This is a genomic window from Stenotrophomonas sp. Ste86 (genome assembly GCF_024519465.1).
Taxonomy (GTDB): domain Bacteria; phylum Pseudomonadota; class Gammaproteobacteria; order Xanthomonadales; family Xanthomonadaceae; genus Stenotrophomonas.
This window is the reverse complement of the sequence record NZ_JALJRW010000004.1, coordinates 285,674-303,693: the sequence shown is the minus strand read 5'-3', so window position 1 is coordinate 303,693 and position 18,020 is coordinate 285,674. Positions and strand designations below refer to the sequence as shown.

General features: G+C 66.6%; 13 protein-coding genes. 8 read left to right on the top strand and 5 right to left on the bottom strand.

Translation table 11 applies throughout. The features are described from left to right. Positions 1–230 precede the first annotated feature (230 nt). A complete protein-coding gene (locus NR101_RS06605) occupies positions 231–989 on the bottom strand; it encodes a C40 family peptidase (protein WP_345779478.1) in 759 nt (252 codons plus the stop codon). A gap of 149 nt (positions 990–1,138) precedes the next feature. After that, positions 1,139–1,678, bottom strand: a complete 540-nt coding sequence (locus NR101_RS06600; RefSeq protein WP_256774588.1) for a C40 family peptidase — start codon at positions 1,676–1,678, stop codon at positions 1,139–1,141. A gap of 111 nt (positions 1,679–1,789) precedes the next feature. On the opposite strand from NR101_RS06600, the gene NR101_RS06595 reads away from it, so the two are divergent. The 7 genes from NR101_RS06595 to NR101_RS06565 all read left to right on the top strand — a co-directional run bounded on the left by NR101_RS06595 (position 1,790) and on the right by NR101_RS06565 (position 9,281). Then, positions 1,790–2,269: a peptidylprolyl isomerase gene (locus NR101_RS06595; RefSeq protein WP_256774589.1), complete on the top strand. Its 480-nt coding sequence runs from the start codon at positions 1,790–1,792 to the stop codon at positions 2,267–2,269. A 117-nt stretch (positions 2,270–2,386) separates the two neighbouring features. After that, complete coding sequence (locus tag NR101_RS06590) at positions 2,387–3,649, top strand: DUF418 domain-containing protein (RefSeq protein ID WP_256774590.1); 1,263 nt, start codon at positions 2,387–2,389, stop codon at positions 3,647–3,649. A gap of 184 nt (positions 3,650–3,833) precedes the next feature. Continuing rightward, on the top strand, positions 3,834–5,189 hold the full coding sequence (gene gorA, locus NR101_RS06585) for a glutathione-disulfide reductase (protein ID WP_256774591.1): 1,356 nt from the start codon (positions 3,834–3,836) through the stop codon (positions 5,187–5,189). Between the two features lie 274 nt (positions 5,190–5,463). Further along, a complete protein-coding gene (locus NR101_RS06580; RefSeq protein ID WP_256774592.1) occupies positions 5,464–6,384 on the top strand; it encodes a DMT family transporter in 921 nt (306 codons plus the stop codon). Then, positions 6,381–6,746 (top strand): MGMT family protein, encoded by a 366-nt coding sequence (locus NR101_RS06575; protein WP_256774593.1) that lies wholly within the window; start codon positions 6,381–6,383, stop codon positions 6,744–6,746. The genes NR101_RS06580 and NR101_RS06575 overlap by 4 nt, the downstream gene beginning before the upstream one ends. A gap of 101 nt (positions 6,747–6,847) precedes the next feature. Further along, positions 6,848–7,519 (top strand): rhomboid family intramembrane serine protease, encoded by a 672-nt coding sequence (locus tag NR101_RS06570; RefSeq protein ID WP_256774594.1) that lies wholly within the window; start codon positions 6,848–6,850, stop codon positions 7,517–7,519. 88 nt (positions 7,520–7,607) lie between these two features. After that, positions 7,608–9,281 (top strand): SDR family oxidoreductase, encoded by a 1,674-nt coding sequence (locus NR101_RS06565; protein WP_256774595.1) that lies wholly within the window; start codon positions 7,608–7,610, stop codon positions 9,279–9,281. A 532-nt stretch (positions 9,282–9,813) separates the two neighbouring features. On the opposite strand, the gene NR101_RS06560 is transcribed toward NR101_RS06565, so the two are convergent. After that, positions 9,814–11,823: a M13 family metallopeptidase gene (locus NR101_RS06560; protein ID WP_256774596.1), complete on the bottom strand. Its 2,010-nt coding sequence runs from the start codon at positions 11,821–11,823 to the stop codon at positions 9,814–9,816. 142 nt (positions 11,824–11,965) lie between these two features. Continuing rightward, positions 11,966–14,077, bottom strand: coding sequence for a M13-type metalloendopeptidase (locus tag NR101_RS06555; protein WP_256774597.1), 2,112 nt, complete (start codon positions 14,075–14,077; stop codon positions 11,966–11,968). Positions 14,078–14,307: 230 nt separating this feature from the next. Between NR101_RS06555 and NR101_RS06550 the strand changes: the two genes are divergently transcribed. Then, a complete protein-coding gene (locus NR101_RS06550) occupies positions 14,308–15,906 on the top strand; it encodes an NAD(P)/FAD-dependent oxidoreductase (RefSeq protein WP_256774598.1) in 1,599 nt (532 codons plus the stop codon). A gap of 69 nt (positions 15,907–15,975) precedes the next feature. Here NR101_RS06550 and NR101_RS06545 read toward each other — a convergent pair whose 3' ends face one another. Next, positions 15,976–18,018, bottom strand: a complete 2,043-nt coding sequence (locus tag NR101_RS06545; RefSeq protein WP_256774599.1) for a prolyl oligopeptidase family serine peptidase — start codon at positions 18,016–18,018, stop codon at positions 15,976–15,978. Positions 18,019–18,020 lie beyond the last annotated feature (2 nt).

Below are 18,020 nucleotides of genomic sequence, written 5' to 3'. Positions count from 1 at the left end.
CTCCTCCTTTATTTCGCCTCCAAGGGCATGGGGGCCCAGCGCCCGACCCACCGACGGCCGGCAGACATGCGCAGCTTCCTCTCGCTCGCGACAACCCTTGGCGCAGAGAGCACCAGATTCAACAACCGCCCCCGGACCACCCCGGCCACACGCGCAAAGCCGTGCTGGGAGAAGAACAAAAAAAAACCGCTGCAGGGCAGCGGCTTTTTCAGGATCCGGCAGTTCTGGCCTCAGAGGTCGACGCGGCGGGCCTGCATGAACTTGGCACTCCAGTAGCCGGTCATCAGGCTGTCCACGCGGACGTCCTTGCCGGTGCTGGGGGCGTGCAGGAAGCGACCTTCGCCGACGTAGATGCCGACATGGTCGACCCGGCCCTTGCGGCCGAAGAACACCAGGTCGCCGGCAGCCAGTGCGTTGCGGTCGTTGATCAGTTCGGCTTCGCCATCGTGGGCCATCTCGCGCGAGACGCGCGGCAGCTCGATGCCCAGGGCGGTGCGGAACACGTAGCCGACCAGGCCGCTGCAGTCGAAGCCGCTGTCCGGCGAGGTGCCGCCCCAGCGATACGGGGTGCCCAGCAGGGTCATCGCGCGGCGCAGCAGCGACTGCACCTTGCCGTTGTCGGCCGCGCCGCCGACCACGGCGCCGTTGGCACCGCTGCTGGCGTCGTAATTGGCGAGCAGGCGGCTGAGGTCGCCGGCGAACATCGCCGAGCGGTCCATCAGGGGAATGGTGTCGTTGGCCGCCAGGTGCGGAAGCAGGGCGGCGAGGGTGGCACTGGCAGCGGCGTCGGCCTTGCTGCGGGCGGGGGCATCAGCCTTGGGCTTTGCCATCGCGGAAGATTCGGGCGTGCTGGCGCCAGCCGGAGCGGCGTCTACAGCGGTGGCCGGTGCGGTCTGTGCCCAGGCCGGGAGGCTGGCAAGGCAGAGCGCAATGGCAAGGAACACGGGGCGGATGCTGCGCCGGTAAGCGGCGGTGTGGCCTTGGCTGATCAGGTCGGCTGTCGTCACGCGGCGGTCACTGAATAAAAACGATGGGTGATGATGCCGTGTAAGCGCAGTGATTAGGTACAAATTTCGTTAAAGTTTCGTTTACAAACGTGTGATCTGCATCACAAATTTGACCCTTACCCCTGTTCAGCTTAGTGCAGGACGCGTTTCGCGCCGGTGTAGTGGTCTTTCCAGTACGGCCCGCCGAGGGAGTCCAGCCGGACCGTTCCGCCGGTGCTGGGGGCGTGCACGAAGCGACCTTCGCCGACGTAAATGCCGACATGGGACACGCTGCCGCGGCTGCCGAAGAAGACCAGATCGCCCGGCGCCAGCCGCTGGGGATCGATCTTCGGACCCTGCACCGCGGCCAGGTCGCGCGAGGTGCGGGGCAGCTTCAGGTCGAGCATCTCGCGGTAGACATAGGCCACCAGCCCGCTGCAGTCGAAGCCGGATTCGGGGGTGTTGCCGCCGTAACGGTAGGGTGTGCCGACCAGTCCGATCGCGCGCATCAGCACCGCGTTGGCCGCCTGCGGGTCGTTGGGGACCACGGTGGGCCAGACCTGGGTGGAGGCGGGCGGGGCGCTCGGGCGGGTGGTCTTGCCGCCGCCACAGGCACTCAACAGCACGACGGCGGCCAGCGCGGCGAGGCGGGGGGCGAAGCGGAGGACGGGCAAAACTGGCGTCAGCTGCATGATGTACCGGATAATGCGCGGCCTCAGAAGGCCGTCATGATGGCGGCGTATCCGGCGGGGAACAACCCGCCCCACCCGTCTGCCATCGGCAGCGACCAGCCAGAGTTGCGCATGAAGATCGAAAAAGACAGCGTCGTCCGTTTCCACTACACCGTTGCCGAGCAGGGCCAGGAGCCGATCGAAAGCTCCAAGGACCGTGATCCGCTGGCGATCCTGATCGGCCACGGCAACATCATCCCGGGCCTGGAAGCGGCCATGATGGACAAGGAAGCCGGCGCCACCTTCGAGGTGGACGTCAAGGCCACCGACGCCTATGGCGAGCGCCGCGAAGGCCTGACCCAGCGCGTGCCGAAGAAGCATTTCGGCACCACCAAGCTGATCCCGGGCCAGCAGGTCGTGCTGCAGACCAACTTCGGCCCACGCGCGGTCACCGTGGAGAAGGTCGGCATGAGCGTGGTCGACGTCGACCTGAACCACCCGATGGCCGGCAAGGACCTGCATTTCTCGGTCGAGATCGTCGACGTGCGCGCCGCCGCGGCCGAAGAACTCGAGCACGGCCACGTGCATGGCGATGGCGGCCACCAGCACTAAGCAGTAACCACCGCGACCGGCATTGATGGCCGGTAGCGAAGGTGATGCAACGGCCCGCTTCGGCGGGCCGTTGCGTATCTGCGACAGGGCGACCCGCGCGCGGGGCGCGACGGCATAATGACTGCCCAGATCCACGGATTGCCTGTGAACGCCGCTCCCCTTCCCCTGCAGCCGGTCGCCGTCGGCGAGCGCATCGCGGTGCTGGATATCCTGCGCGGGTTCGCCCTGCTGGGCATCCTGCTGATGAACATGGAGGCCTTCAGCGGACCGCTGGATCTGGCCTTCACCGGCATCGATCCGCAGTGGCACGGGCTGGATTACGGGGTCGACGCGGCCATCTACGTGCTGGTGCAGGGCAAATTCTTCACGTTGTTCTCGCTGTTGTTCGGCGCCGGCTTTGCGATCATGGCCCAGCGCGCCGATGCGGCCGGGCGCGCGTTCGCCCCGTTTTACCTGCGGCGCACCGCGGGCCTGCTGCTGATAGGCCTGTGCCATGCGCTGCTGGTCTGGTCCGGCGACATCCTGGTGATCTACGCGCTGGTCGCCGTGGCACTGCTGGCCTGTCGCGAGGCCCCCACGCGCTGGCTGCCGGCCATGGGCGTGCTGACCTATCTGGGCGCGGCAGCGTTGATGCTGCTGCTCGGCGCGATGATGGGGCAGCAGGCGCAGGTGGACCCGGACAGTGCGCAGGCGCGTGCCGCCATTGACAGCGCGCAGCAGACCATCGAACTGCAACGCCAAGCCTACGGCCACGGCAGCTACGCGCAGGCGGTGCTGCAGCGTCTGCGTGACTTCGGCGCCCAGCTCAGCGCGATCGTGGTGGTCGGGCCGGAAGTGCTGGGCATGTTCCTGATTGGCAGCTGGTTCGCGCGCAGTGGTGCGCTGGCCACGCCCGAGCGCTTCGAACGCCTGTACCGCGCGTTGCGCTGGGGCGCGCTGCCGGTCGGTCTGGTGGTGATGCTGGTGAGCGCGGTCTGGCAGCCTTACCTCGCACCGGGCACGTTCACGCCGGCCAGTGGCGCGGCCTTCGCGATGGGCTCGGTGGCCTCGCTGCTGATGTGCCTGGGCTACCTGGCCTGGATCGTGCGCGCACGTGCCGCGCTGCGCTGGCTGGCCCCCGTCGGTCGGATGGCGTTGACCCAGTACATCCTGCAGTCGCTGCTGTGCACGTGGGTGTTCTACGGCTATGGCCTGGGTGCGTTCGAACAGCTGCCGCGTGCGTGGCAGGTGCCGTTCGCGCTGGGGGTGTTCGCCCTGCAGGTGTTGCTCAGCCATCTGTGGCTGCGACAGTTCCGCTTCGGTCCGCTGGAATGGGGGTGGCGGGCGATGACCTATCTGCAGTGGCCACCGCTGCGCCGGGCGACGACTGCGCAGCGCTGAGCGCAGCAGTCGATGACCTGCCAATGCTCGACCGCGTGCCTGCACATCCTCACGTCTGGCTCGCGGCCGGACATGGCATCCTCGTCATCCGCATGCGCGTTGGCATGGGACAACGGCGGCCTGATGGGATCCGCCGCGCCGCGCCGACGCGGGATCCTGCCCCTTACCAAGTTGAGCGATTCCAATGAGCAAGCACTACGACTATGACCTGATCGTGCTGGGCGGTGGCTCTGGCGGACTGGCCGCCGCGTTCCGCGCCGCGCAGCACGGCCAGCGCGTGGCGATGCTGGAGCCGGGCGAGCTGGGGGGCACCTGCGTCAACGTTGGCTGCGTGCCGAAGAAGGCGATGTGGCTGGCCGCCGACCTGGCGGGAAGGATCGGCATGGCCGCATCGATGGGCTTCGACGTCCCGGTACGGCCGGCGCTGGACTGGAAGGAACTGGTGGTGCACCGCCAGGCCTACATCGCCAACATCCACGCCAGTTACCTCAAGCGCCTGAACGAAAACAACGTGGTGCGGGTACCGCGTCGCGGTCACCTGGTCGATGCGCACACGGTGGAATGCAGCGACGGGGTGCGCATCAGTGCCGCGCACGTGCTGATCGCCACCGGCGCACATCCGCAGCGTCCGGATATTCCCGGCGCGGAGTTGGGTGCGGTCTCCGATGATTTCTTCAACCTGTGCAGCGCGCCCGAGCGCGTGGCGATCGTCGGGGGTGGCTACATCGCCGTCGAGCTGGCCGGGCTGCTGCAGGCACTGGGCAGCAAGGTCACGCTGCTGGTGCGCGGGTCGCGGTTGCTGGAGCGCTTCGACGCCGAGTTGACCGCGCAGCTGGCCGAGAACCTGCGCCACCAGGGCGTACAGGTGCACTTCGATTACCGCCTGCGTGAGTTGCGCCGCGACGGCGATGCGGTCGTTGCCTATGGCCACGACGGCCCGCACGAAGCGGTGTTCGATCAGCTGTTTTTCGCCACCGGCCGACGCGGCAACAGTGCCGGGTTGGGGCTGGAAGCACTGGGCATCGTGATCGGCGACAAGGGTGAGGTGGAGGTCGACGAGTGGCAGACCACGGCGGTGCCCAGCGTGCATGCGGTGGGCGACATCGCCGGCAAGGTCGGCCTGACGCCGGTGGCGATCGCCGCTGCGCGCAAATTGATGGACCGCCTGTTCGGTGGCCAGCCGCAGGCGAAAATGGACTATGAGAATGTTGCCAGCGTGGTGTTCTCGCACCCGGCGCTGGGTGCGGTGGGTCTGAGCGAGGAAGAGGCGCACGAGAAGCACGGGGATGTCCGCGTGTACCGCAGCAACTTCCGCCCGATGCTGCAGGCGCTGTCCGATGGCACCCAGCGCAGCCTGTTCAAGCTGGTCTGCGTGGGCGAGGACGAGCGCGTGGTCGGCGTGCACCTGCTGGGCGAGTCGGCCGACGAGATCCTGCAGGGTTTCGCGCTGGCGGTGAAGATGGGCGTGACCAAAGCGCAGTTCGACGACACCGTGGCGATCCATCCGACCTCCGCCGAAGAGGTCGTATTGATGCGCTGAACGCGCATCAGCGGGCGGCAATCACCAACAATCCAGGTAGTGCCACGCCATGCGTGGCAATCGCACCAATGATCCGGTGGTACGTTCGGCAACGCCCCACCTTCGTGCGCGCGGACACCCCCTGCCAAGCGCAGCCGGGCATGGCCCGGCTCTACCGCGGCGGGCGGCGGGCCCGCTGCGGCAGGCGCGCCGGGTGGACCGGCCCGCTGCCGCAGGCGTGCGACAATCCAAGCCCCCCCTTGTCCTCCAGCCGCGCCGCGCGGCCGCTGTCCCGATGCCGCCCACTGTTTCCTCGCTCCCGACATCCTCCAGCCGCATCGCCGCCGGTGGCATCGCGCTGGCCGCCGTCGGTGCCGTTGCTGCATCCGGCAAGGCGGTGATCGTGAAGCTGGCCTACCGGCATGGCGTGGATGCAACCACGCTGCTGGCGCTGCGCATGCTGATGGCGTTCCCGTTGTTCGCGCTGTTGGCGGTGTGGTCGGCGCGCCGTGCCACCGCACTGTCATGGGCCGATCGTGGCCGCGTGCTGTGGCTGGGCTTCACCGGCTATTACCTGTCCAGCCTGCTGGACTTCCAGGGCCTGCAATACATCAGCGTGACTTTGGAACGGCTGATCCTGTACCTGAATCCCACCCTGGTCCTGCTGATCAGCCTGGTCCTGCTGAAAAAACGCCCCGGCCGCTGGCAGCTGATCGCCCTTGGGCTGAGCTACCTCGGCGTGCTGCTGGCGTTCGGCCACGACCTGCAGTTGGAAGGCGGACGCATCCTGCTGGGCAGTGCGCTGGTGTTTGCCAGTGCGCTGAGCTACGCGCTGTATCTGTTCGGCAGTGGCCAGGTGGTGGCACGGATCGGTGCGATCCGCCTCACCGCGTATGCCAGCTGCGTGGCCTGCGTGCTGTGCGTGCTGCATTTCGCGCTGCTGCACCCGCTGGTGGCGCTGGGTCAGGCGCCGGTGCCGGTGTACTGGCTGTCGCTGATCAACGCCACGCTGTGCACGGTGCTGCCGGTGATGGCGATCATGTTGGCGGTGAAGCGGATCGGCTCGTCGCTGGCCGCGCAGGTGGGTATGCTCGGGCCGGTATCCACCATTGTGATGAGTCTATGGCTGCTCGACGAACCCATGGGCCCCTGGCAGATCCTGGGGACGGCGCTGGTGCTGGTCGGCGTGCTGCTGGTCAGCCGCGCCCGCGCATGACGCCGGCCGCGGCGGCCCCCGAAGACGCGGCCGCGCAGGCGCGCGAACGCATCCTCGCGGTGATACGGGCGATTCCGCGTGGCCAGGTGATGGGCTATGGCCAGGTCGCTGCCAAGGCCGGCTTGCCGGGCCGGGCGCGGCTGACCGCGCGCGTGCTCGGCATGAACGAAGACCCGGACCTGCCCTGGCACCGCGTGCTGCGCTCGGACGGACGTATCGCCATGCCGGAAGGCTCGCACGGCTGGAGAGAGCAGAGCCAGCGGCTGCGTGCCGAAGGCGTGGCGATCGAGCGCGGGCGGGTCAAACACATGCCGCGCAGCGGCGGCGATGATCTGGATGCGGCGCTGTGGGGGCCCGGCTGAGGCTGGAAACGCGGCACCCTCGCGGTTGAATGCGTCGCGCCGGGGCGGTCCCGGGGCAGGGTGCTGCGGCTATGATGGGCGCAGTTCCAAAGGATGCCCTCATGTTTCCGCGACTGCCCACCGTCACCAAGGCACTGTTGATCGCCAACATCGTGCTGTTCCTGCTGCAGCAGCCTTTCCTGCTCGGCAACGGCACCTTCGAGCCGTTCATGCTGCAACCGCTGCGCGGCGGTTTCGATCCGTTCTCGCCAGGCGGCAACTTCCAGCCGTGGCAGCTGCTCACCTACGGTTTCCTGCACGGCAGTTTCGGCCATCTGTTCTTCAACATGCTTGCACTGTTCATGTTCGGTGCGGCGCTGGAGCAGACCTGGGGCGAGAGGCGCTTCCTGACCTATTACCTGGTGTGCGTGGCCGGTGCAGGCGTGTGCCAGTTGCTGGTCGGGGCAATGATGGCTGACCCGGTCACCGTGCTCGGCGCGTCCGGTGGCGTGTTCGGGCTGCTGCTGGCCTACGGCATGCTGTTCCCGAACCAGCGCGTGATGCTGCTGTTCCCGCCGATCCCGATGAAGGCGCGCACCTTCGTGATTGTGTTCGGCGTGATGGAACTGGTGCTCGGTGCCACCGGTTGGCAGCCGGGCGTGGCCCACTTCGCGCACCTGGGGGGCATGTTGTTCGGTTGGCTGCTGATCCGCTACTGGCGCGGACAACCGCCGTTCAACAAGCGCCCACCCGGTGGACCGCGTAAAAAGAACCACCTGCGCAGCGTCCGCTGACGCCGCAGCGGACTCCAACGAAGGGCACCGAGGGTGCCCTTCGTCGTATCCAGACCGTTCAACCGACTGAAGCAAGGATGTTTCCATCGTGAAAATACTGATCCTGGGGGGCTACGGCGTGTTCGGCGGCCGGCTGGCGCGGCTGCTGTCAGACCTGCCCGGTCTGGAGCTGCTGATCTGCGGGCGCAACCTGGAGGCAGCGACCGCGTTCTGCGCCGATTACGTGGGCGCGCCGCAGGTGCGGCCGCTCAAGGTCGACCGGCAACGCATCGAGCCGGTGCTGCAGGCCGAACGACCGGACCTGCTGGTGGATGCCTCCGGTCCATTCCAGGATTACGGCGCGCATCCCTACCGCGTGATCGAAGCCTGCATCGCCGCACGCATTTCCTATCTGGATTTCGCCGATGCGGCCGATTTCGTGTTCGGCGTGGCGCAGTTCGATGCGGCGGCCAGGGCGGCCGGCGTGTATGTGTTGTCCGGGGTCAGCAGCTTCCCGGTGCTGACCGCCGCGGTGCTGCGCGAGATGGCCAGGCACATGGACATCGTCAGCGTGGACGGTGGCATCGCGCCGTCGCCATATGCCGGTATCGGGCTCAACGTAATGCGCGCGGTGGTCGGCTACGCCGGTGCGCCGGTGAAACTGCAGCGCAACGGTCGGCCGGGCCATGGCATCGGGTTGGCCGAAAGCCGGCGCTTCACCGTCGCGGTGCCGGGCAGGCTGCCGTTGCGCAATCTGCATTTCTCGCTGGTCGATGTGCCGGACCTGCAGGTGCTGCCACCCGAGCACCCGACGATGACCGATATCTGGATGGGCGCCGGCCCGGTGCCGGAGGTGCTGCACCGGGTACTCAACCTGCTGGCCAAGGCACGGGCGCGGCTGCACCTGCCCTCGCTGGTGCCGCTGTCGCGGGTGTTCTACAGCGTGCTCAACCTGATGAAGTTCGGTGAGCATCGCGGCGGGATGTACGTCCGGGCACGTGGTATCGCCAACGGTGTCGAGGTTGAACAGAGCTGGCACCTGCTGGCCGAGGGCGATGATGGCCCCTACATCCCGTCGATGGCGATCGAGGCGGTGGTGCGCAAGCTGCTGGTTGGGGAGCGGCCGGCCGACGGTGCGCGCCCGGCCACGCACGCGTTGGCGTTGTCCGATTACCAGCGTTTGTTCAAAGGGCGTTCGATCCATACCGGGTTCCGGAGCGAGACGCCCGGTGCCAGCCTGTATCGGCAGCTGCTTGGCAGCGCCTTCGACGCTCTGCCGCCACAGGTGCAGGCGCTGCATGACAGCAGCGAGGGCAGGCGCTGGCAAGGCGTGGGCGAGGTGCGTCGCGGCAAGGGGCTGTTGGCGCGGATCGTCGGTGCCGTGTTCGGCTTCCCGCCGGCCGCGGCGGCGGTGCCGGTCAGCGTGGCATTCGCCCCGGAGCGGAGTGGCGAGCGCTGGACCCGCGATTTCGCCGGGCGCAGGTTTTCGTCGTTGCAGTGGCGCGGGCAGGGCAGGAACGAGCAGCTGCTGGTCGAACGCTTCGGCATCGTGGAGGTTGCGCTCGCGCTGGTGGTGGAAGACGATCGCCTGCACTTGGTGACACGGCGCTGGTCATGCCTGGGTATCCCGTTGCCGAAGGCGCTGCTGCCGTGCGGGCACACGTTTGAGACCGAGCGCGCGGGTCACTTCGTGTTCGACGTGGAGATTGCCGCACCGCTGATCGGCCTGATCGTTGCGTATCGGGGCACGCTGCAGCCTGTCAGCGCGGTGAGCACAGGCTGAAAAAGTGCGTCTCTTCGATGGAAGGGGAGCGTGTTGTTTCAAGGGCCGTCGCAGATCGCGCACGGCCATACGCGCGTGGCTATGCAGTCAAGGGCCGTTTGGATCTGGTGGTGTCTGTCTCCGCTTGGGGCTGTCGCGAGCGTGAGGGCCCCGTAGCGGCCGGTAGGCCCCTGGCGCAAATGTCCCCCGGCCTGGCGGCCTCCTCCTTTATTTTGCCCAGGAGCCTACCGGCCGCTACGCGGCTCGTCTTGCGGCAAGCAGGTGGAAGCCAAGCGCTGGTCGGTGAGTCGGGCGCTGGGTCCCCATGTCCTTGGAGGCGAAATAAAGGGGGAGGGGGCGGCCGGAGGCCGACGCCGGAGGACATTCGCCGGAAAGGGCATGGGGACCCAGCGCCCGACTCACCGACCAGTGCCCAAAAGGATTAGGGTGCGCGTTGTGATTCAAGGCGCGCTCATTCTCGTCCCGCACATCGGCGAAGAACCAAAAAAAGGGCGCCCAAGGGCGCCCTTCTCACTTCATCACTGCCGCAGACTCAGCGCCAGACCTTGATCTGGTCGTTGTCCACGCGCTGCATCGGCTGGCCGGGCTTGCAGCTGAACGTCGCGCCGAAGGCCGGCAGGTTGGACAGCGCGCCATTGGTGCGCCAGCGACCCGGGGCGAGGATGTCCGAAGTCAGGCGCTGGGCGGCTTCGTTGGGCGACAGCTGCTGCGGCCACAGGCTGGCCCAGGCGCGGAAGAAGCCCTGCTGTGCGGCCGGCTTGGCCGACGGGTCCACCGCCTTGTAGGCCTCCCAGGCCAGTTCCACACCGGCCAGGTCGGCGAGGTTCTCTTCGCGGGTGAGTTCGCCATTGACCTTGGCACCCTTCACGCCCGGGAAGTCGTATCCGCTGTACTGCGCGGCCACGCGGCTGCCGAGCAGCGTCCAGGCGGTCTTGTCGGCCGGCTGCCACCAGCTGCGCAGCTCGCCCTTGGCATCCACCAGCGCGCCCTTGGCATCGATGGCACGGGTCAGCTCGTGGGCGACCAGCGCGCCGTAGCTGCCGTACTTGTCGGCGCTGTCGGCCTTGGCATTGAACACCGGGCTCTGCAGCACCGCAGCGGTGACGATCAGGCGGTTCTGCGCGATGTCATAGGCCAGTGCCGGCTGCTGCGGCAGCACGTCCCAGCGACGGTCGGCGTTGCCCTTGCCGATCCGCTTCATTTCTTCGCGGTGGCGCCAGGTCGAGGCGATCAGCATGTTGCCGCCGAAGCTGCCACGGCCCATCGGCTGCACGCTGTAATCCAGGTCGCGCAGCGGCGTACCGATCTCGATCTTCAGCGCGGCCAGCTTGGCCTGCGCTTCGGTCTTGGCTTCGGCGCTCATCCAGGTGCTGCGCTTGACCGCGTCGATCTGCACTTCACGGATCTTGTCGACGATCACTGCGGCCTGGCGGCGATCATCGGCCGACAGATAGCGGCTGGCGTACTCGCGGCCAAGCATCGGGCCGGCAGCGACGTTGATCGCATCCAGCGTCTGTTCCCAGCGCGCCGGGGCGATGGTCTCGCCACGGATCACCCGGCCGCGGAATTCGAACTCGGCATCGCGGTAGGCCTTGGACAGGTACGGCGCCATCGCATCGCCCACGCGCCAGCGCAGGTAGGCCTTCCACTGGTCCGGCTTGATCTTGGTGACCATGCCGTCGAGCTGCTTGAACAGCGCCGGATCGGCCAGCGAGACCAGGTCGTCGTTGACGCCCTGGACCTTCAGGAACGCATCCAGCTGCAGGTTGCGATAGCGGCTGGTGAGGTCCTTGGTGGAAATCGGGGCGTAGTTGTTGAACGGGTTATTGATGCCGGCCAGCGACTGCGCGTTGCGCGCCAGCTCGGTTTCCAGGGCGATCACCGCCTGCGACTCTTCATCCAGCTTGGCCGCCGGGGTGCCGGTGAGGGCCAGGATCTGCTTGACGTAGGTGCGGTAGCGGCCCATCAGCGCCACGGTGTCTGCATCGGTGCGGGTGTAGAACGCCGGGTCCGGCAGGCCCATGCCGCCCTGCATGAAGTAGCCGATGTGACGGTCGAGCGCCTTGAGGTCCACGTCCGGGGCGAAGTTGAAGGCCACCGGGATGCCGACCTGGTGCAGGGCGGCGATCGAGGCCGGAACGTCCTTGGCCTTCTTGATCGCGTTGATGCGGGTCAGCAACGGGGCGATCGGGTTGGAACCATCGGCTTCGATGGCCGCTTCATCCAGGCCGCTGGCCCAGAAGTCGCCGAGCAGCTTCTGCACGTTGCCCTGCGGGGTCTTCATCGATGCATCGAGCAGCTCGCGCTGCTGCTGGCGGGTCCGGTCGGCCAGCTGCCCCAGGGCGGTGGTGGCACCGGTCTGCGGTACCGGGTTGGCCTTGAGCCAGTTGGCGTTGGTGGCATCGTAGAAGTCGCTGCACTGCGCGCTGACCGCCGGCGCACGCGCGGCCTTCTTCTTCGGCGCAGCGTGCGCATCGTGTGCGATGACCAGGGAGGCCAGGCTCAGGCCCAGGGCAATGGCGAGCGGACGGAGGTTGGACATGTAAAGCGAATCCAGTGTGGATTGGGATCGCGCGAGTGTACCAAGCAAAGCGAAAAGAGCGTGATGGGCGGCGGCCCCAAAAACAAAGGCCCGGGAAATCCCGGGCCTTTGCCTGCATCACCTCACGCGGTGGCGCGATGGCTTACCAGATTACGACCTGCTGGTCGCCGGCGCGGACCATCGGCGAACCGGCCTTGCACTGGAACGCCGCGGCGAAGGTCGGCAGGTTCGACGGCGCGCCCATCGCGCGGAACTGCGCCGGGGCGTGCGGATCGGTGGCCAGGCGGACCTTGGCGTTCTCCGGGGTGTACTTGGTGCGCCACACGGTGGCCCAGTTGAAGTAGAAGCGCTGATCGCGGGTGAAGCCGTCGATCTTCGGATCTTCCTTGCCGGCGGTGGCCTTCTGCAGCGCGTCGTAGGCGGTTGCCACGCCGCCCAGGTCGGCGATGTTCTCGCCCAGGGTCAGCTTGCCGTTGACGGCCTGGCCGTCCACCTTGTAGCCATCGAACTGCTTGACCAGCTTGTCGGTCAAGCCGCTGAAGTTCTTCTTGTCGGCCGGGCTCCACCAGTCTTCCATGTTGCCGGTCGGCCCGAAGCGGCTGCCCTGGTCATCGTAACCGTGGGTCATTTCGTGGCCGATGACCGCACCGATGCCGCCGTAGTTGAGCGCGTCGTCGGCCTTGGGATCGAAGAACGGCGGCTGCAGGATCGCGGCCGGGAACACGATCTCGTTCTGCAGCGGGTTGTAGTACGCGTTCACCGTCTGCGGGGTCATGCCCCACTCGGTCTTGTCCACCGGCTTGCCGATCTTGGACAGGGCGAACTTGTAGTTGAATTCGTTCGCCGCGCGCACGTTGCCGAGGTAGCTGTCGCGACCGGTGGTCAGGCCGTTCCAGTCACGCCACTTGTCCGGGTAGCCGATCTTCGGGGTGAAGGTTTCCCACTTGGCGATCGCCTTGGCCTTGGTCTCATCGCTCATCCAGGTCAGGCCCTGGATGCGCTCCTTGAGCGCGGCGGCCAGGTTCTTGACCAGTTCTTCCATCTTGGCCTTGGCTTCCGGCGAGAAGGCGACCTTGACGTACAGCTGGCCGAACGCATCGCCGGCATCGTTTTCGATGGTGCCCAGCACGCGCTTCCAGCGCGGCTTCATTTCCTTCTGGCCGTTCAGCGTCTTGCCGTAGAAGTCGTAGTTTTCCTGCACGAACGCGTCGGCCAGGTAGGGCGAGGCGCTGTCCACGGTGTGGAAGCGCAGGTAGGTGCGCCACACCGACGGATCGGTATCGCCCAGCGCCTTGCTCACTTCCTGGTGGAAGGAGGGAATGGCCAGCGAGAACTTCTCCGGCGCGGCAATGCCCTGGGCCTTGAAGAACTCGGTCCAGCTGAAGTTCGGGGTCAGCTTGTCGGCGTCGGCCACGGTGACCGGGTTGTAGAACAGCGAGACATCGCGCGACAGCTCGGCGCTGGACTTGGAGGCCTTGGCCAGGCGCGTTTCAAACTTGACCACGTCCGCGGCCTGCTTGGCCGCGTCGGCGGCGGCTACGCCGGACAGTTCCAGCACCTTGGCCACGTGGGCCTGGTAGGCCTTGAGCTTGTCGGCGTTCTTGGCGTCGGTGTAGTAAGTGGTGTCCGGCAGGCCCAGGCCACCCTGGCTGGCGTAGGCCAGGTTCATGCTGGAATTCTTGAAGTCCGCTTCCGGACCGAAGCCGAACAGCACGTTATCGCCCTTGGCCGCGCTGGTGCGCAGGTAGGTGGCGATGGCGTCCTTGTCCTTGAGGCCGTCGATGGCGGTCAGGTCGGCCTTGAGCGGCTCGATGCCCTGGGCGTTGATCTTGGCTTCATCCATGCCGGTGGCCCAGAAGTCGCCGACGATCTTCTCGATGCCGTTCGGGTTCTTGACCGCCGCGACCTGCTCGGCGAGCTGGTGCTGCACGGCGACCGAGCGCTCGTCCAGGATGGTGAAGGCGCCCCAGCTGGTGCGGTCGGCCGGGATTTCATTGGCCGCCAGCCACTTGCTGTTGACGTAGTCGCCGAAGGCGCCGCAGGCGTCCATCGTGGTGTCCAGGTCGGACGGGTGGAAGGCGTTGTAGGCCGGCAGCTTGCTGTCGTCGAGCTTGTACTCGGTGGCCGCAGCGGTGGCGGCCGGCGCGGCGGCGGAGGCCGCGGTGTCCGCAGCCGGGGTGTCTTTCTTGCCGCAGCCGACCAGCGCGGCCGAAACGGCCAGGGTCAGCAGGACGATCTTGGGAGTGCGGATCACGTGGGTTGGCCTCCAGGCCTGAATGCATCGGGGGATGGCCCCCCACAGGGGAGCCGTGGGCCAGACGATACGCCGCTGGCTCGACCTGCAAGGGTGTCGAAGGTCATGGCTGTTGGCAAGCCGTACCTTCACCGGGTGGTCGGCCGGATCCGGCACGCTGTGACACCCGCACCGGCAAAGGCCGACGGCGGGCGCGACAGGCTGCTCGGGGCAGGTATATATAGAGCGTCATGACAAACCCTTCTGCGCAGACCTGGGACGCGATCATCATCGGCGCCGGCCACAATGGCCTGGTCTGCGCCGCCTACCTGGCGCGTGCCGGCCGGCGGGTACTGGTGCTGGAGCGGCGCGGGGTGGTCGGTGGCGCGGCGGTGACCGAGGAGTTCCACCCCGGCTTCCGCAACTCGGTGGCCTCCTACACGGTGTCGTTGCTGCAGCCCAAGGTCATCGCAGACCTGGACCTGCCCGCGCACGGCCTGCGCGTGGTTCCCCGGCGGATCAACAATTTCCTGCCGCTGCCGTCGGGACAGTATCTCTTGGCGGGCAGGGGGATCACCCAAGCCGAAGTACGCCGTTTTTCAGTACGCGATGCCGAACGCCTGCCGTTGTATGAGCAGCGTCTGGAGGTGTTTGCCGATGTGCTGCGTGCGCTGGCCTTGCAGGCGCCGCCGAACGTAGGTGAGGGAGGCTGGCTTCGACGGCTGCCTGCGTTGTGGCGAGCGGCGCGGCTGGGCCGCCAGCTGCAGTCACTCAGCCCGGCGTTGCAACAGGAACTGCTGGACCTGTTCACGATCTCTGCGGCGGAGTACCTGGACCGCTGGTTCGAAAGCGATGCGATCAAGGCGCTGTTCGGCTTCGATGGCGTGGTGGGCAACTACGCCAGCCCTTATGCGGCCGGCACGGCGTACGTGCTGCTGCACCACGCCTTTGGGGAGAGCAACGGCGTCAAAGGCGCCTGGGGCCACGCGATCGGCGGCATGGGCGCGATCACCCAGGCGATGGCGCGCGCGGCGACGGCCGCCGGTGCCAGCATCCGGGTGGATGCGGGCGTGGCGTGTGTGCTTGTCGAAAACGGTCGGGCGGTCGGTGTTGAAACCTTGGATGGCCAGCACATCCGTGCACGCGCGGTGGTGGCCAACGTCAATCCGAAACTGTTGTACGAACAGCTGCTGGCGCCGGAGGAAGTGCCCGTCGCCACCCGCGAACGCATGGCGCAGTGGCGCTGTGGCTCGGGCACGTTCCGCATGAACGTGGCGCTCTCGCGCCTGCCCGATTTCAGCGTGCTGCCGGGACCAGGCGACCACCTGACCGCGGGCATCATCATTGCTCCGTCGCTGGACTACATGGATCGCGCTTTTCAGGACGCGCGCGCGCAGGGGTGGTCGCACGAGCCGATCGTGGAGATGCTGATTCCGAGCACGCTGGACGATTCGCTGGCACCGCCCGGCCAGCACGTGGCGAGCCTGTTCTGCCAGCACGTGGCCCCCCAATTGCCGGATGGACGCAGCTGGGACGATCATCGCGAGGAAGTGGCGGATCTGATGATCGCCACGGTGGAGAAGCACGCGCCGGGCTTTGCGGCGTCGGTGCTGGGGCGTCAGGTGTTCAGTCCGCTGGATCTGGAACGCATCTTCGGCCTGATCGGCGGCGACATCTTCCATGGCGCGCTGAGCCTCAACCAGCTGTTCAGTGCGCGGCCTATGGTGGGGCAGGCCGATTATCGGGGGGCGTTGCCGGGATTGTATCTGTGTGGCGCCGGCGCGCATCCCGGTGGCGGTGTGACCGGAGCGCCCGGGCACAATGCCGCGCAGGTGATCCTGCGCGGGTGACCTTAGCGTACATACGACATCGGCCACTTGCGTGGCCGATGCGTGTTGCGTCGCTGCGTGGCGCTGGGGTCAGAGACCGCCGCCGCCGCAGCCCTTGCCGAGGTAATCATCGATCAACTGGAGCTGGTCGCCCATGATCTTGCGGGTCCACGCCGGGCCGTGTGCGTAGTCGGCAATGGCGTGGTACTCCACCGGCTGGCCAGAGTTCTTGGCCTTGGCCACGAACCACTCGGACTGCTCGATGGGCACCGTCTGATCGCGATCGCCGTGGTAGACCATCAGCGGAATCTTCATCTCTGCTGCCTTGTCCAGCGGGTTGAGCCCGTCCACGGTCTTGGCCTGCGCCTGGCGGAAGAAGGGATTGGTGTAGAACCGTGCCCAGATCTTCTTGATGTCCGACACGCCGGCGCCGGCGATGGCACACTTGTACAGTCCATTCGGACGCACCGACGCTGCGAACGCGGCATAGCCACCGTAGGAGAAGCCGAACATGGCGATGTGGCCAGGCTGCGCGATCTTCTGGTCGATCATCCACCTGGCGCCGTCATCCTTGTCGTCCTGCATCTTCTGGCCCCATTCGGCATCACCGGCCATCCAGAGCCGGCGGCCCCAATCGGCCGAGCCACGGAACTGTGGCCGCAGTACTGCCATGCAGCGCGATGCCATCAGTGGCACCCACATGGATCCATCGAAACCAAGGTTGTCGCGCCCCCACGGGCCGCCATGCGGATGCACGACCGCCTTCCATGGGCCAGCACCGCACATCTCGACGTTCGGCGTGGTCAGGAAGGCGGGAATGTCCAGTCCATCGCGGGCTTTGTAGTACACCAGGCGGGTATCGCCGAGCGCCGCAGGGTCCACGTCCGGGTAGGACTTGGCCAACAGTGTCAGCTTGCCGTTGTGGAACAGGTGGTACTCCGGCGGGTTGGACGGACCGGACACGACGACGACCACGGTCTTCAGGTCCGCCGTGTGATCGACCAGCCGCAGGTTGCGACCCGTATCGTAGTTGGTGGTAGCGCTCTGGCCGGTAGCCAGATCGACCAGCCGCAGCGGTGTCTGGGTGATTCCCAGCGCTTGACGCAGGCCCAGGTCCAACGCCTTGAGTCGCGGTGAGGTCCACTCCACGTCATAGCCGAGCGGGCCGCTGTAGTCCACCCCGAGAATCTCGCCCAGTGGCAGGCCTTCCACTCCCTTGAAGCGATTCATTTCCAGACCGCTGGCGTTGAAGTACTTGTGCTCGAACAACACTTCCTTCTGCTGGCGCGCAGCGATGTCGTACTCGTATACGATCGACTTGTCGCGTCCAACATTGCTCAATACGAATGCGATGTTGGCGTCGTTGGCGAAACCGATCACCTGGTTGACGTCGCGGTCCTTCACGTAGGAACGGAAGTGCTGCTCCCAGGTGTTGGTCTGCGGGTTGCGGAACTCGGTGGCGATGTAGGCGCCGTTGCCATCCAGGTCCTGGCGCAGGCGCGCGCGCAGGTTGCTGTCCAGGTCGGTGATGTAGCCGGCCACGCGCTCTTCGGTTTTCTGGATACGTTGCGCGGTGAAGTCGCGCACATTGACCTTGTAGACGTCACCGGAATTGCTGCCCGAACCGTTGACCACCAGGATGTGGTCCGGGTCGTTGGGCAGCGTATCCAGTACGGTCGAATTGGAGAGCGCCTGCTCCAGTTCCTCGTTGCGGCTGGTCACGCGCGGCGGTGCAATGGGTTCCTTCCACTGCTTGCCTTCAATATCGGTGATGAAGAACTTGCTGATGAAGGTCTTGGTGACGCTGTCCTGGCGCAGGTCGTAGGGCTGCCAGAGCGTTACCGCCAGCAGTCCGTTCTTGATGAAGGTAACGCCTTGGAACTTCATGCGTCCGGCACCGATCACCGTCGGGGCCTGATCGAGTGCATCGGTTTTCCAGACCAGGATGACGCGTTCCTCGCCCTTGGCCTGCAGCCCGGCAAGGTAGCGGCCGTCGGGTGAGAGGGAGAGGCTGGAAACCTGTGGGAACGCGGCGAGCTGCTGGATGCTGGGGGGTGTGGGCTTGGCATGGCTCACCAGCGGCATCGCCAGTGCAATCGCCAGTACGCTGGCGGTCAAAGCGTTGAGGTGCATGG